Annotated in this window: 14 protein-coding genes; 7 read left to right on the top strand and 7 right to left on the bottom strand. The window is 69.4% G+C overall.

Features of this window, described 5'->3' with window-relative positions; all coding sequences use genetic code 11:
• Positions 1–136: 136 nt before the first annotated feature.
• On the top strand, positions 137–1,360 hold the full coding sequence (gene kynU / locus ACFY2X_RS20470; protein ID WP_389940057.1) for a kynureninase: 1,224 nt from the start codon (positions 137–139) through the stop codon (positions 1,358–1,360).
• A 19-nt stretch (positions 1,361–1,379) separates the two neighbouring features.
• Here kynU and ACFY2X_RS20465 read toward each other — a convergent pair whose 3' ends face one another.
• Positions 1,380–1,745: a nuclear transport factor 2 family protein gene (locus tag ACFY2X_RS20465; RefSeq protein ID WP_389940056.1), complete on the bottom strand. Its 366-nt coding sequence runs from the start codon at positions 1,743–1,745 to the stop codon at positions 1,380–1,382.
• 88 nt (positions 1,746–1,833) lie between these two features.
• Here ACFY2X_RS20465 and ACFY2X_RS20460 point away from each other — a divergent pair, with 88 nt between their 5' ends.
• On the top strand, positions 1,834–2,433 hold the full coding sequence (locus tag ACFY2X_RS20460; RefSeq protein WP_389940055.1) for a TetR/AcrR family transcriptional regulator: 600 nt from the start codon (positions 1,834–1,836) through the stop codon (positions 2,431–2,433).
• A gap of 243 nt (positions 2,434–2,676) precedes the next feature.
• Here ACFY2X_RS20460 and ACFY2X_RS20455 read toward each other — a convergent pair whose 3' ends face one another.
• The gene (locus ACFY2X_RS20455) at positions 2,677–3,333 is read right to left on the bottom strand and encodes a hypothetical protein (RefSeq protein WP_389940054.1); all 657 of its coding nucleotides are present in this window, start codon (positions 3,331–3,333) and stop codon (positions 2,677–2,679) included.
• 697 nt (positions 3,334–4,030) lie between these two features.
• On the opposite strand from ACFY2X_RS20455, the gene ACFY2X_RS20450 reads away from it, so the two are divergent.
• Complete coding sequence (locus ACFY2X_RS20450) at positions 4,031–4,351, top strand: hypothetical protein (protein WP_389940053.1); 321 nt, start codon at positions 4,031–4,033, stop codon at positions 4,349–4,351.
• An 88-nt stretch (positions 4,352–4,439) separates the two neighbouring features.
• On the opposite strand, the gene ACFY2X_RS20445 is transcribed toward ACFY2X_RS20450, so the two are convergent.
• The 3 genes from ACFY2X_RS20445 to ACFY2X_RS20435 are packed head-to-tail and all read right to left on the bottom strand — an operon-like array spanning position 4,440 to position 7,633.
• Positions 4,440–4,811: an MmcQ/YjbR family DNA-binding protein gene (locus ACFY2X_RS20445; RefSeq protein ID WP_389940052.1), complete on the bottom strand. Its 372-nt coding sequence runs from the start codon at positions 4,809–4,811 to the stop codon at positions 4,440–4,442.
• Positions 4,795–5,871 carry a DUF2293 domain-containing protein gene (locus tag ACFY2X_RS20440; protein ID WP_389940051.1) on the bottom strand — a complete coding sequence of 359 codons (1,077 nt, stop codon included), beginning with the start codon at positions 5,869–5,871 and terminating at the stop codon, positions 4,795–4,797. The genes ACFY2X_RS20445 and ACFY2X_RS20440 overlap by 17 nt, the downstream gene beginning before the upstream one ends.
• A gap of 28 nt (positions 5,872–5,899) precedes the next feature.
• Positions 5,900–7,633, bottom strand: coding sequence for a pyruvate dehydrogenase (locus ACFY2X_RS20435; protein ID WP_389940050.1), 1,734 nt, complete (start codon positions 7,631–7,633; stop codon positions 5,900–5,902).
• Between the two features lie 172 nt (positions 7,634–7,805).
• Between ACFY2X_RS20435 and ACFY2X_RS20430 the strand changes: the two genes are divergently transcribed.
• A complete protein-coding gene (locus ACFY2X_RS20430) occupies positions 7,806–8,669 on the top strand; it encodes an SDR family oxidoreductase (protein ID WP_389940049.1) in 864 nt (287 codons plus the stop codon).
• Positions 8,670–8,758: 89 nt separating this feature from the next.
• Here the strand turns inward: ACFY2X_RS20430 and selD are convergent, their stop codons facing one another.
• Positions 8,759–9,751 (bottom strand): selenide, water dikinase SelD, encoded by a 993-nt coding sequence (gene selD, locus ACFY2X_RS20425; protein WP_389940048.1) that lies wholly within the window; start codon positions 9,749–9,751, stop codon positions 8,759–8,761.
• 274 nt (positions 9,752–10,025) lie between these two features.
• Positions 10,026–11,225, bottom strand: coding sequence for a cytochrome P450 (locus ACFY2X_RS20420; protein WP_389940047.1), 1,200 nt, complete (start codon positions 11,223–11,225; stop codon positions 10,026–10,028).
• Between the two features lie 106 nt (positions 11,226–11,331).
• Between ACFY2X_RS20420 and ACFY2X_RS20415 the strand changes: the two genes are divergently transcribed.
• From ACFY2X_RS20415 to ACFY2X_RS20405, 3 genes are all read left to right on the top strand, one after another.
• Complete coding sequence (locus ACFY2X_RS20415; RefSeq protein WP_389940046.1) at positions 11,332–11,958, top strand: TetR/AcrR family transcriptional regulator; 627 nt, start codon at positions 11,332–11,334, stop codon at positions 11,956–11,958.
• A gap of 141 nt (positions 11,959–12,099) precedes the next feature.
• On the top strand, positions 12,100–12,681 hold the full coding sequence (locus ACFY2X_RS20410; protein WP_389940045.1) for an RNA polymerase sigma factor: 582 nt from the start codon (positions 12,100–12,102) through the stop codon (positions 12,679–12,681).
• Positions 12,682–12,683: 2 nt separating this feature from the next.
• The gene (locus tag ACFY2X_RS20405; RefSeq protein ID WP_389940044.1) at positions 12,684–13,733 is read left to right on the top strand and encodes an LCP family protein; all 1,050 of its coding nucleotides are present in this window, start codon (positions 12,684–12,686) and stop codon (positions 13,731–13,733) included.
• Positions 13,734–13,815 lie beyond the last annotated feature (82 nt).

The following is a 13,815-nucleotide window of genomic DNA, read 5'->3' as shown; positions in this document are numbered from 1 at the left end:
CGGGGAATCACCGGAGTCGACGCTCCTTCCGGCATTCTGCCCGGTCACGCGGGGTCCGGCTCGCCGGCCGAGGTCGTGACATTTGCCGGTGCCGGATGATAGAGGAGCTAGTAAGCACCTAACCCGGAGATGATTCGTGACCATCAGCCGCGCGGACTGCGTCGCGCTCGACGCAGACGACCCCCTAAAGCACTTCAGGGACGAGTTCGTCCTGCCCGAAAAAACGATCTACCTGGTCGGAAACTCGCTCGGGGCCCTGCCCAGGGCCGCCTCGACCGCGACGGCGCGCGTCGTGAACGAGGAGTGGGGCGGCCAGCTGGTCGGAGGTTGGAACACCTCGGGCTGGTACGACCTGCCGTTGACCACCGGTGACCGTCTGGCCCCGCTGATCGGTGCGGGCCCCGGCCAGGTCGTGGTCGGCGAGACCACCTCGATCGCGATCGTCAAGGCCGTCTCGGCCGCCCTCGGTCTCCGCCCCGAGCGCCGAGTGATCATCTCCGACCTGGCCAACTTCCCGACCGACCGTTACGTGGTCGAGGGGCTGGCCAAGGCCCTGGGCGGTTACGAGATTCGCGACATCGGGGTCCTCGACGACGCGCTGTCGGACGACGTGGCGTGCGTCCTGCTGTCGGAGGTGGACTACCGGACCGGAGCGCGCCACGACACCGCCGAGGTGACCGCGCGGGTCCAGGCGGCCGGCGCCCTGATGATCTGGGACCTGTGCCACAGCGTCGGCGCCTTCCAGGTGGACGTGTCGCGGGCCGACTTCGCGGTCGGATGCACCTACAAGTACCTCAACGGCGGCCCGGGGTCCCCGGCCTTCGTCTACGTTCACCCCCGGCACCAGACCACGGCAGAACACCTGCTGACCGGCTGGCACGGCCATGCGGCGCCGTTCGCGTTCGAACCGGGCTTCCGCCCGGCCGAGGGCATCCGGCGCTTCACCGTGAGCACCCCGCACGTGCTGTCCTTCGCCCCGCTCAACGCGTCGCTGGACATCTGGGAGCGGGTGGACCTGGGCGAGGTCAGGGCCAAGAGCGTCGCGCTGACCTCGCTCTTCATCGACCTGGTCGAGGAGTCCTGCGCGCCGTACGGTCTCCGGCTGGCCTCTCCCCGGGACCCGGAGCGGCGCGGCAGCCAGGTCAGCTTCAGTCACCCCGACGGCTACCCGGTCATGCGCGCCCTGATCGACCGTGGCGTCCACGGCGACTTCCGAGCCCCGGAGATCCTGCGTTTCGGTTTCGCCCCGCTCTACATCGGCTTCGCCGACGTCTATGACGCGGCCGCCACCATGGCCGAGGTGCTCCAGAAGGAGCTCTGGCGCGACGAGCGGTACCAGCAGCGGCTGGCCGTCACCTGACAGCCGGCGCCCCGCGGGCTCAGCCGCCGGCGGGGCGCAGGCCCGCGGTGTCGAACGCGACCATCGAGTCGACCACGACCCCGTTCTTCAACCGCATCCGGTCGATTCCCTCCCAGGAGATGACCTCCCCGTTCGCGGTGGCCGTCGCGCGCCAGCTGATGAAGCTCAGGTCGTCGTTGAACGCGTGCCCGGTGACCTCCAGCCTGAGGTCGGGAAAGCGCTGGAGGGCCCCGGCGACCTGGGCGGACCAGGCCTGCCTGCCCCGGATCGGTTCGGGCTGCCCGGGCCAGCGCAGCACGATGTCGGGGTCGGTGAGGGTGTCGAGCCTGGCGGGGTCGGGCGCGTTCCAGAAGGCGGCCCATCGCGTCACGAAGTCGTCGGACATGACTGTCTCCATTTCCATACTCACAGTACGTACTACAAGTATGTAAATTACATACCTCTAGTATGTAGGTCAAGGGAATGGAGAGCGGATGGGCAGACGCAGGCAGGCGGACAGGTCCGAGGAGACCACCGGCGAGCTGGTCGAGGCGGCGACGGCGCTCTTCGGCCGCGACGGATACGCGGCGACCTCGATCGACGAGGTAGCGCAGGTCGCCGGTGTCACCAAGGGCGCGGTCTACCACCACTTCGACGGCAAGGCCGGGCTGTTCCTGGCGGTGTTCGTACGGCAGCAGCAGCGCCTGGCCGAGATCCTCGCGCTCGCGGCGAAGGATCAGCCGGACGCCTGGAGCGCGGTCCGCGAGGGCTGCCACACCTTCCTGCGCGTCTGCATGGATCCGGTGGTGCGCCAGATCGTGGTTCTCGACGGCCCGGCCGTCCTGGGGTGGGAACAGGGCCGGCGGATCGAGAGCGAGCATGTCATGGCCCTGCTCAGCCGGGGGCTCGTCCGCGCGGAGCAGGAGGGGCGCATCCGCCCGGGTGACACGAGGATCAGAACTCACCTGATCATCGGCACCCTCTGCGAGGCGGCCATGCTTCTGGCCCGCTCGACGGACGTGGAGGAGGACCTGCCGGTCGTCGTCCGCGAGGTCGACGCCCTCCTCGCGGCCCTCTCCACCGGGGTCTCCTGATCGTCGGCCGCGCCTTCCCCTGCCTCCGGCGGGACCTCCGGGCGTCAACGCCGCCAGAAGGTCGTCTTCCCGCACGCGAAAGCGATGAGGCGGGACACGTTCGGGCATGTCCCGCCTCGGGTCCCTGCTTGAGTGACCCTCGCCGGCCGTCTGCCGCAGGGGAACGCGCTACCGGACCCGCCGGTGTCAAGGTCACCGGCGGAGGTCGGTCAGCCGCCATGCCGTGTCGTCACGGCCGGCGCCCTACTTGGGGGACAGGACGTGCCCGTGGAAGATCGGCTTCGAGGTCTCCCAGTATCTCCAGCCTTCCACCCTCGCGGGGATGTTGGCTATTCCGGCGGTGACCTTGAGCCGGCGGCAGGTGCCGAGTTCCCTCCACGCAGAGAAGCCGACCCGGTAGCCGAAGACCCGGTACCACAGGTTGCCGTACATCCCGTCGCTGATCTCCTGGGTGAACTCGTGGCCCGCCGTGACGAGGTGTTCCTCGGCGAGCAGCGGGTTGAAGTTGTTCCGCAGCCGGCGGATCAGGTTGTTGATGGTGATCTCCAGCCCCTTCTCCCTTTCGATTTCGATCTCGGAGTACACGCGGTGCTGCCGCGTGACCGAGGCCGTCATCGTGCCGCCGGGGCCGTCGATGAAGCGGGTGCGGGGAACGAAGAAGTTCCTGGGCGAGAGGGAGTCGACCCTGAAGTAGGACCTGGGCTTGCAGATGTGCGGGCCGAGGGCGAAGGGCCGCTTGGGGTCGGTGGTGGTGGTCGTGGTCGACAGCACGTCGGAGGTGTCTTCGAGGGCATCCTCCCTGTCGGCCGGCGGTGGCTCGGCGATGGCGGGTGCGGAGAGGGTGGCCGCAAGAGCCATGGAGAGGGATCCGGCCAGGGTCGCCAGGGCCAGCCCGCTCATCGGCCGGACTCGCTTCGGTCGGGTGTGAGTGGTTGTGGCGTCCGTGCGGGGATCGGGCGTGAACATAGAGATACTGTTCCTTTCGGAACGCGGCCCGCGGCCGCGACTAGCTCGCTGGCCGGAATACGGCCCATGTCCATCCGCTGAGTGACTCAACGTGACATTAAGGATGCTTACAGGTACGGAGTGACCTCGTGGCGCCACGCCGACGCGGATTCCCCTGAACAGGGAAAGTGTGGGTGAAAAAGGTGCCTGCCCGATTAGTGGTCGTTTTACCAGTCACTTTTTGGCGGCCAGGGCTCGGTGCCGCGAAGGCGCCCAGGCGTGGTCATGCCGTACCGCCCGCCCCGAATTCGCGGCTCACGGCCAGCGGTCCGCCGTGGAGAAGGCCGCTCGCGCCGTGGCGGCTTACTCGACCATTGCGATCGGGGTCTTGCGGCATCTTTTTGGGATACGGGTTCCGAAAAGGGAAGTAACGGAGTGTGACTGATATTTCTCTTTTGATCGCATTCTGTGATGGGAGGGTAATTCAACAGGCTCAAGGCTTTGGGCTTCTTTGGACGACCGCCGAAGTTCTCGCCATCTAGCGTGGAGTCAGGTTCCACGTCGCGTCGGCGTCGCGTCCGATACCGATCCGGCGTCATTTCGCCCTGGGCATCGCCCAGGGCGCAACTGATTCGAGATGGAGTGATCCGTCATGATCAAGGTCAGGAACGCTCTCGCGGCCGGGGCGATGGTGGCCTCCGCCCTCATCGTGCCCATGACGACACCGGCCCAGGCCGCCGACACCGGCACCGTGGCCGGGATCACCTCCACCACGTCCGTTCCCACTTCTGTCCAGAAGCCCTGCCGGCTGCACAAGAACCCGGCCAGGTGCCGGGCCCGTCGCGGTGCGGGGCACGGGCGCGGCGGTGGTGGCGGTGGCGGTGGCCAGCGCCAGAACATCACCGGCACCGGCAGCATCTACAGCGGCGGCCTCAGCCCCAGTGGTGGCGGCAGCGGCGGCATCGACTACTGACCGATAGGCGGCGCCGTCACGAGCCCGCCGGACGATCGGGCCTCTCCCCGGCAGGCGCCCCTCGGATCATCCGAGGGGCGCCTGCCGATCAGCCGGGAAGGTCGAGCCTGGCGACGAGCTTCTTGGGTGCGACGGCCCGATAGCTCTCCTCGACCCAGTCGAGCAGCACCTCGGTCTCCGGCAACTCGCCCATGAGCGAGATCGTCACCCAGCCCGCCCTGCCGAGCCCGTATCCGGAAGGCTTCGCACCCTCCACCGCCAGCGCGTGGCCGTTCGACTCCGGCAGCTTCACCCCGACACCCGGGCTCCACTTCTCGGTCGGCTCCTCGACGCCGAGGAAGACGAAGATCTTCTTGTTGGCCTTGATGACGGTCTCGCCCCACGGGTAGTCCTCGTAGGCCTCCGGCAGGCGCAGCGCGAACTCACGCAGCGTCTGGCGGACCTCACGCCACTTCTCCATGGAGGTCATTGTGGCCGGGGGCACCGACAGTCGTGCGCCAGCTTTCGAGCACCCCGTCGATGGCCGTCCGGATCCGGTCCCTGGCCTCGGCGCGAGGCACCCCCGCCATCAGCAGCCGGTCGTAGTCGGTGTCGAGATGCCGCACCGAGGCGACCACGGCCAGCGTGACGGCGTTCTCGTCGAACACCTTGGCGGCGGCGGTGCGGCCGACCCGGCCGCTGCCTCGCTGCCCGGCGTGCCGGGCGATCTCCTCGGCCCGCTCGGGCGGGCAGCCGGGGAACAGGCGGACGATCTCCTTGGCCATCGCGGCCTGGAACTCCACATCCTCGCCGGCCCGCCGCTCCCTGTCGCGCTCCCGGCGGCGCAGCCGTACTTCCTCGTCGGCCAGGCACTGCTCCTCGGCCAGCGCCAGGGCGGCCTCCTCGACCAGGATGCCCAGCCGCTCGTAGCGCTTGCGCCGCGTGTTGAACCTGACCACCACGGCGGCCAGCCCGCTCTCCTTCTTCGCCCGGCGGCTGAGCGCGGCGTTCCCCGCGGGCACGAAGACGAGATGATCCATGTCCGCGCAGGTCAGGCAGTGTGGCCCGGCGTTCTCCATGATCAGATAGGGGCCCGTGCCGCCACAGCCTGCGCACTCCCAGGCCTTCTGCGACTCCACCACCGTCAGATCGGGAGCCTTGCTCTGCCGCTCGGCGAGCTGCCGTCGGCGGGCCTCGCTCATGTCCGGCGAGATCCAGTGGACCCGGAAGGCGCTGTCATCGCCGTCGGCGACGAACCGCAGTTCCCCGCGGTCACGGCCGGCGGACACATAGGCGACCTGACCCGGGGTGAGCCCCTTGGCCAGCGCCCAGCGCCGGAGCAGGGCGACCGCCTCGGCCATCTTGACGCCGTCGACGGCCGAAAGCTCCTCCAGCGTGGACGCCCGGCCCTGCCGCCAGGTGTCCACGTGCCGGGCGTGCAGCCAGCGCACCCCGGTCAGCACGTCGATCGCGGTGACGAACCTGCGCTGTGCGAGCGCGGCCTCCGCCGCCTCCACGATCCGGCGTTCCAGTTTGCTCACCCCGCCAGCTTGCCGTATCCGGGCTCGCTCAGGGACGCGGAATGTTACGCAGGTTCGCCCTGGCCAGGTTGATCATGCGTCCCACGCCGCCCGTCAGCACCACCTTCCCGGCCGCCAGAGCGAACCCCTTCACCTGCTCCCGGGTGATGCGCGGCGGGATGGACAGCGCGTCGGGGTCGGTGACGACGTTCACGAGGTACGGCCCGGCCGTCCCGAAGGCCGCGGTCAGCGTCTTGCGGACATCCGAGGGATGCTCCACGCTCACGGACGGGATGCCCATCGCGGCGGCGATCGCCGCGTAGTCGACGGGCGTGTAGTCGGTGCCGAAGTCGGGCAGCCCGTCGACCAGCATCTCCAGCTTGACCATGCCGAGCGAGGAGTTGTTGAACACCACGATCTTCACCGGCAAGTCGTGCATCCGCACGGTCAGCAGCTCGCCGAGCAGCATGCCCAGCCCGCCGTCACCCGACATCGAGACGACCTGCCTGCCCGGGGCGGCGAACTGCGCGCCGATGGCGTGCGGAAGCGCGTTGGCCATGCTCCCGTGCGAGAAGGAGCCGATGACGCGGCGGCGGCCGTTGGGCGACAGGTAGCGGGCGGCCCAGACGTTGCACATGCCGGTGTCCACGGTGAACACCGCGTCGTCGTCGGCGAGCTCGTCCACGAGGTCCGCCACATATTCGGGATGGATGGGGACATGGTGCTCGATGTCGTGGGTGTAGGCCTCCACGACGTTGGTCAGCGCCTTGAGGTGCTTGGTGAGCATCCTGTCGAGATAGCGGCGGTCCGTCTTCTGTGTGACCTTGGGCAGCACCGCGCGCAGCGTCTCCCCGACGTCGCCGTGCACGGCCAGCTCCAGCGGTGTCCTGCGGCCCAGCCGCGCGGGATCGTGATCGATCTGGACGGTGTTCCCGCCCGGCAGGAAGTCGGGGTAGGGGAAGTCGGTGCCGACCAGCACCACCAGGTCGGCCTCGTGCATGGCCTCGTAGCAGGCGCCGTATCCCAGCAGCCCGCTCATCCCCACGTCATAGGGGTTGTCGTACTGGATCCACTCCTTGCCGCGCAGTGCGTGCCCGACCGGCGCCAGCGTGCGCGCGGCCAGCGACATGACCTCCTCGTGCGCGTGACGCACCCCCGCGCCGCAGAACAGCATCACCTTCTCCGCGCCGTTCAGCGCCTCCGCCAGCTCCTCCACCTGGTCGGCCGGAGGCCGGAGCGTGCCGCGCCGGGTGAGGAACTCGTGGGTGCCGGTGGCGCTCGCGGCCGGAAGGTCCGCCACGTCGCCCGGAAGCACCACGACCGCGACGCCGTTGTGGCCGATCGCGTGCTGGATGGCGATGCGCAGCACCCGGGGCATCTGCTCGGCCGTACTGATCATCTCGCAGAAGCCGCTGCAGTCCGCGAACAGGCGCCCGGGATGGGTCTCCTGGAAGAACGTGGTGCCGATCTGCGGGCTGGGGATGTGCGAGGCCAGCGCGAGCACCGGGGCACCGCTGCGGTGGGCGTCGTAGAGTCCCTGGATCAGGTGGGTGTTGCCGGGCCCGCAGCTTCCGGCGCAGACCGCCAGACGGCCGGTCACCTGCGCCTCGGCGGAGGCGGCGAACGCGCCGGCCTCCTCGTTGCGCACGTGCACCCAGTCGATGCCGCCGGTCCTGCGGATCGCGTCCACCACAGGGTTCAGGCTGTCGCCCACCACCCCGTAGACCCGTTCCACCCCGATCTGGCGCAGAACCTCGATGAACTGCTCGGCAACGGTTCCCATGGTTCCCCCTCGCTCGTCGCGTTACGGGGTTACCTCACCGGATTTCGCCGGATCACTCTCCACGAAATGGCTGGTCAGCCACCGGGAGGCAGGCCGGGTCTGCGGCCGTCCGAGCGGGGGACCTCTGCGCGCTCCGGTGAATGCGGCACAGGCCGCCGGGTAGGCGGACCGTATGTCACAGCAAGAGAACAGCACACCTCCACCCCAGACCCAGCCCTATCCGGGTGAGAGCGGGGCGATGACCCCCGCGCCCAGGGACGAGATGCGCGACTACGTCGGCCGCGACCTTCTCGCCGGCAAACGCGCGCTGATCACCGGGGGCGATTCCGGCATCGGGCGGGCGGTGGCCGTGGCCTTCGCCAAAGAGGGCGCCGACGTCGCCGTCGCCTACCTGTCCGAGCACCGCGACGCCGAGCACACCAGAAGCCTGGTCGAAAAAGAGGGACGGCGCTGCGTCCTGCTGCCGGGTGATCTCGCCAGGGCGGATCACTGCCGGGAGGTGGTCGAGTCGACGGTCGCCGCGTTCGGAGGGATCGACCTCCTGGTCAACAACGTCGCCACGCAGTCGCCGGTGGAGTCGCTTGAGGAGCTCTCCGACGAGCAGTGGGAGCGCACGTTCGAAGTCAACATCAACTCCTACTTCCGGGTCACCAAGGCCGCGCTTCCGCACATGCCGGAGGGCGGTGCCATCGTCAACACCTCCTCGATCAACGGGTTGCGCGGCAACAAGACGTTGATCGACTACTCCGCGACCAAGGGCGCGATCAACGCCTTCACCTATTCGCTCGCGCAGACCCTTCTCGACCGGGGGATCCGGGTGAACGCGGTGGCGCCCGGCCCGGTGTGGACGCCGCTGATCCCCGCGACCTTCCCCGAGGAGAAGGTCGAGAAGTTCGGCGAGCAGGCACCGATGCAGCGGGCCGCCCATCCCGACGAGATCGCGCCGTCGTATGTTTTCTTTGCCTCTGAGCGGCTTTCGTCCTATTACACCGGCGAAATCCTCGCCCCGATCGGCGGTGAGACGCTCCCCGGTTGAACTTCGTCCACCGATGCCGACCAGGTCGCACCCGGGGAGGCGGTGTCGCCGTCCCCCGTCTCTGCGCGACCCTCCCGTAGGGCCCGGGGTCAGCGGAGGACGAGCACGCTCTCGGCGCGGGGGACGAGCTCGCCGATCACCGGGGCGCCGGGGATCTCCCCGGCGACGAGCAGCCCGCCCGACGTCTGCGCGTCGGCGAGCAGCAGGCGGGTCGTCTCGTCGGTGCCGCCGAAGTCGGTGTGCGGCGCGACCCAGTCCAGGTTCCGGCGCGACCCGCCGGGGACGTAACCGTCCCGCACGGCTTCGCGTGCCCCGGCCAGGTACGGCACGGCCGCCGTGTCGACGATCGCCGTCACCCCGGAGGCCCGCGCCAGCTTGTAGAGATGGCCGAGCAGTCCGAAACCGGTCACGTCGGTGGCACACGTGACGCCCGCCTCGAGGGCGGCCTGGCCGGCGGCGGCGTTCAGTGCGGTCATCGTCGCTATCGCCTCGGGAAAGTTCTCCCCGGTGGCCTTGTGCCGGTTGTTGAGCACGCCGAGACCGAGCGGCTTGGACAGGCTGAGCGGCAGGCCGGGGCGCCCGGCGTCGTTGCGGAGCAGGTGGGCGGGGTCGGCGGTGCCGGTCACCGCCATGCCGTACTTGGGCTCGGGATCGGTGATGCTGTGTCCTCCGGCGAGATGGCATCCGGCCTCCGCGGCGACGGTCGCGCCGCCGCGGAGCACCTCGCGGGCGAGGTCGTAGGGGAGGGTGCCGGTGGGCCAGCAGAGCAGGTTGAGCGCGATCAGCGGACGCCCGCCCATCGCGTAGACGTCGGAGAGCGCGTTGGCGGCGGCGATCCTGCCCCAGTCGAAGGGATCGTCGACGACGGGGGTGAAGAAGTCGACGGTGCTCACGACGGCGGTGCCGTCGTGGATGCGGACCACGGCGGCGTCGTCGCCGGTCTCCAGGCCGACCAGCAGCTCACCGGAGGAGTGCCGGGGCGGTGTGACGCCGAGCCCGGCGAGGGTCTGCTCCAGCTCGCCTGGCGGGATCTTGCAGGCGCATCCGCCGCCCTGGGCGTACTGCGTCAGTCGTCGCTCCATCGGTCCCCCGTCGTGTGATGAGTCACATCAGGTCACGCATGGGCGGCAGCGGGCTCGCCTCCGCGTGAGTGTTCAGGTTGATGCGCGGGTGTTTAGGTTGATGGAGGAATGCACCCGTTCGTTAGGAAAGCTAGCAGGGGCCGTCGAAGATGATCAAGCCTGCCGGTTGGGCGCCGGGCCGGGGTCGCGCCCGGTGAGCGCGGCCCCGCCGGGTGTCCGTTCCGGCTTCCACGGCGTCTTCTACCAGTCTTCTACCAGTCTTCTTCCAGCTCTTCTACCAGCTGATCGGAAGCGCGTGCACGCCGTAGACGGCCATGGCGTCGCGTATGGGGACCTCGTCGGCCGGTACGGCCAGGCGCAGCCCGGGGAACCGGTCGAACAGCATCGGGAAGGCGATGCGCATCTCGACGCGGGCGAGCTGCTGCCCGAGGCATTGGTGCAGCCCGTGCCCGAAGCTCACGTGGCCGCCCGCGGGGTTGGTGATGTCGAGGTGCTCGGGGTCGGCGAAGCGTGAAGGGTCGCGGTTGGCCGCGGGTATCGAGATGGCCACCGAGTCGCCGGCTCTGATGAGCGTGCCTTCGACCTCGATGTCTTCCAGAGCCGAGCGCACGGGGCCGACATGGATGACGCTGAGATAGCGCATCAGCTCCTCGACCGTGTTGTCGATCAGCGAGGGGTCCGTGCGCAGCGCGGTGAGCTGCTCCGGGTGCCGCAGCAGGGCGAACGTGCCGAGCCCGAGCATGTTCGCCGTCGTCTCGTGCCCGGCGGTGAGCAGGATGATCCCGATGTTGGTCAGTTCCTCGTCGGTCAGCTCCCCGCTCGCGACCAGCCCGCCGAGCAGGTCGTCGGCGGGCTCGGCACGCTTGCGCGTGACGAGTCCGGAGAGGAAGCCGCTGATGGTGGTGAACGCGGCCCGCATGTCCTCCGTGGAGGATTCCAGGTTCACGAGCACCGCCGTGGCGTGCTGGAACTCCTCGCGCTCGGCGTAGGGAACGCCGAGCAGCTCGCAGATCACCAGCGAGGGGATGGGGAGGGCGAACTCCCGCACCAGGTCCTGGGGCGGCCCGGCCTTCTCCATCGCGGCGAGCCGCTCCTCGGTGATCTCCCGCACCCTGGGTTCGAGCTGCTTCATCCGCCGCACCGTGAACTGGGCGGTGAGCAGTCTTCGATAGCGGGTGTGCTCCGGCGGGTCCATGCGCGCGAACTGGCCCGGTTCGGCCGGGCTGCGCATTTCCTGTGCCAGCGGATGGGCGATCGGGATGTGGAGCAGCTCGCGCCGGGCGCTGAAGCGGGGGTCGGCGAGGATGGACCGCACGGCCGAGAAGCCGGTGGCGAGCCACCCCACGTGGCCGTCGGGGTAGGTCATCGGCGTGATGGGCCGCTCCTCGCGCAGGGAGCGCAGCTGCTCCGGCGGGTCGAAGGGACCGGGGCGGCCGGTGGGAAAGGTGATCGGCTCAGGGCGGGACTCTGTCATCTCCATGCTCCTATGCGTCGATGCGATCCATCACTGGCTAGAAAACTACATGAGATGCAATTTTTCAACGAATGCAGAAGATGGTCGCATGCACTAAGCTGCCCGCATGGCCGAGGTTCCGGGACTGCGCGAGCGCAAGAAGCTCCGCACCCGGCATGCCCTGGTCGCGGCGGCCCTGCGCCTGTTCATGGAGAAGGGCTACGACCAGACGACCGTCTCGGAGATCGCCGCGGCGGTGGAGGTGTCGACGCGGACCTTCTTCAGTTACTTCGCGAGCAAAGAAGATGTGCTCTTCCACAACTCGCGGGCCGGTCTCGACCTCGCGCTGCGGACGGTCGCCGAGCGCCGGCACGGCGAAGGCGCGGTCGACCTCCTGGCCCGCGCCGTCAGGAGCAGTCTGGCCGGGCTTCCCCAGGACGCCGGGTCCCGGGACGAGATGACCACCATCAACCATCTGGTCATGACGGTCCCCTCGCTCCGGGCGCGTGCCCTGCTGCTCCTCTTCGACACCCAGCGCGAGCTGGCCGAAGCCCTGCACGAGGCATGTCCCGACGAGCTGGGCCGCACCGAGGCCGCCGCGGTCGTCGGCGCGGTGGCGGGCGCGGCCAAGCTGGCGGGGTTCGTCAGCATGAACCGCGGTGACCCGCTTGAGCGGGTTCTGGAAGACAGCATCCGGGCAGCCGAGATCGCCCTCGCGGGCATGCGAGCCGTCGCCGCCGCGCCTGGGCGCTGAATCCGTGGCCGCTTCCCGCGGCGCGTGGGATGGCCGAGTCCCCGGCACACGCGGGCGTGAACCCGGACGAGGGTTTGTGGCGAGACATGGCTGACCACTTTTCCCCACGGAAAGGCCGGCCTCCATGCCATGGTGCCCGCAATGACCGCACCATCCGCCATCCGGTCCTCTGACGCGGATCTCCTCAGGGAGTCCCGGTCCCGCCCGGAGGCGTTCGCCGCGTTGTTCGACCGCTACGGCGACATGCTCTACCGATATGTCTCCCGGCGGCTGGGCCCCGAGGTCGCGGAGGATCTGGTCGGCGAGACGTTCCTGATCGCCTTCGCCCGCCGGGAGCGCTACGACCTGGCTTATGCCGAAGCCCGTCCATGGCTGTTCGGCATCGTCACCAAGCTCATCTCCCGGCATCACCGCACCGAGGGCGCCCGCTACCGGGCGTTGCAGCGCGTTTCCGCCGATGACACCGCCGAATCCCCCGCCGACCCGGTGGCCGCGCGGGTGACCGCCCAGGCGTCCCGGCCGATGCTCGTCCAGGCACTGGCCGGGCTCCCGCGCAGGGACCGCGACGTCCTGTTGCTGATCGCCTGGGGCGACCTGTCGTACGAGGAGGCCGCGCAGGCTCTCGGCATCCCGGTCGGGACCGTACGGTCCCGCCTGAACAGGGCCCGGCGGAAGGTCCGCGCCGTGCTCGGTGACACCAGCCCGATGCATGAGGAGGAGTGACCATGGACGACCTGACGATGCTCCGCGACCTCGGCCGCGATCTGGAGCACGAACCACCGGCCACGCTCGTGCGCCAGCGGCAGCGCCTGCTCGACGCGTCGGCCCGCCCGCGCCCCCGGCTCCGCCTGCCTCGGCCGCGCGGCTGGATGGCGCTGGGACTGGCCGCCGCGGCCACCGCCGCCATCGCCGTCATCCCCGCCGTGCTCCTGAACGGACGTTCCACCGTGCCGAGCCCGCCGGGAGATCGGCCGGCCAAACAGGACAAGGCGCTCAACGTGCTGGTGGTCGGGACCGACAGCCAGGTGGGCACGCCTCGCTTTCGCTCCGCGGGCGCGCGCAGCGACATGATGATCCTGTTGCACCTGCCGGTCGACCGTAAGAACGTCAAGGTCATCAGCATCCCCCGGGATTCGATGGTCCGGATCCCCGCCTGCGAGTCCCCGGCGGGGAAGACCGTTCCCGCCCATGTCGGCATGATCAACTCGGCGTTCTTCGAGGGCGGGCTGGCCTGCGCCTGGAAGACGGTCGAGGCGGAGACGGGAGTCCGCGTCGATCACGCGATGGAGATCGAGTTCTCCGGGTTCAAGGGCATGGTGAACGCACTCGGCGGGGTGGAGGTCACACTGCCGAAGGCCGTGTACGACCCCAAGTCGAAGCTGAGGCTGGCCGCCGGCAGGCATGTCGTCAACGGAGAAGTGGCGCTCGCCTACGTACGGACCCGACACTCGCTTGGCGACGGGTCCGACCTGGGGCGGATCAAACTTCAGCAGCAGTTCATGAGCGCCATGGCGAAGAAGGCGATGAAGTCGCTCACCGATCCCGCCAGGCTCTCCTCCTTCCTCGGCGAGGCCACCAAGTGGATCAAGACCGATGCCGGGCTCGACCTGTCGACGATGTACGCCGTCGCCCGCAGCGTGGAGAAGACCGCGCCGGACGCCGTGGTGTTCGCCACGGTCCCCGTCCGCCCTTTCGCCGCCGATCTCAATCGGCTCGAATGGGACCGCCCCGCCGCCGACCGGCTCTTCGCCTCGATCAAGGGGGACGCCGGCTGAGCCCTGCCCGCAGGGCCCGGACGCCCGGCCGGGGCTTCGCAGGGGACCGATGACCCCGCGTCGGACCCCGGTCCGGAGCCTC

The organism is Streptosporangium sp. NPDC000396 (genome assembly GCF_042898655.1).
Lineage (GTDB): Bacteria > Actinomycetota > Actinomycetes > Streptosporangiales > Streptosporangiaceae > Streptosporangium.
This window is presented reverse-complemented; position numbering and strand designations above follow the sequence as displayed.

Bases quoted from the DNA above. Each gene is read 5' to 3' on its own strand.
- ACFY2X_RS20465 (WP_389940056.1), bottom strand. From the start codon at position 1,745: ATGTCCGACGACTTCGTGACGCGATGGGCCGCCTTCTGGAACGCGCCC.
- ACFY2X_RS20460 (WP_389940055.1), top strand. From the start codon at position 1,834: ATGGGCAGACGCAGGCAGGCGGACAGGTCCGAGGAGACCACCGGCGAG.
- ACFY2X_RS20455 (WP_389940054.1), bottom strand. From the start codon at position 3,333: ATGAGCGGGCTGGCCCTGGCGACCCTGGCCGGATCCCTCTCCATGGCT.
- ACFY2X_RS20450 (WP_389940053.1), top strand. From the start codon at position 4,031: ATGATCAAGGTCAGGAACGCTCTCGCGGCCGGGGCGATGGTGGCCTCC.
- ACFY2X_RS20445 (WP_389940052.1), bottom strand. From the start codon at position 4,811: ATGGAGAAGTGGCGTGAGGTCCGCCAGACGCTGCGTGAGTTCGCGCTG.
- ACFY2X_RS20435 (WP_389940050.1), bottom strand. From the start codon at position 7,633: ATGGGAACCGTTGCCGAGCAGTTCATCGAGGTTCTGCGCCAGATCGGG.
- ACFY2X_RS20430 (WP_389940049.1), top strand. From the start codon at position 7,806: ATGTCACAGCAAGAGAACAGCACACCTCCACCCCAGACCCAGCCCTAT.
- selD (WP_389940048.1), bottom strand. From the start codon at position 9,751: ATGGAGCGACGACTGACGCAGTACGCCCAGGGCGGCGGATGCGCCTGC.
- ACFY2X_RS20420 (WP_389940047.1), bottom strand. From the start codon at position 11,225: ATGACAGAGTCCCGCCCTGAGCCGATCACCTTTCCCACCGGCCGCCCC.
- ACFY2X_RS20415 (WP_389940046.1), top strand. From the start codon at position 11,332: ATGGCCGAGGTTCCGGGACTGCGCGAGCGCAAGAAGCTCCGCACCCGG.
- ACFY2X_RS20410 (WP_389940045.1), top strand. From the start codon at position 12,100: ATGACCGCACCATCCGCCATCCGGTCCTCTGACGCGGATCTCCTCAGG.
- ACFY2X_RS20405 (WP_389940044.1), top strand. From the start codon at position 12,684: ATGGACGACCTGACGATGCTCCGCGACCTCGGCCGCGATCTGGAGCAC.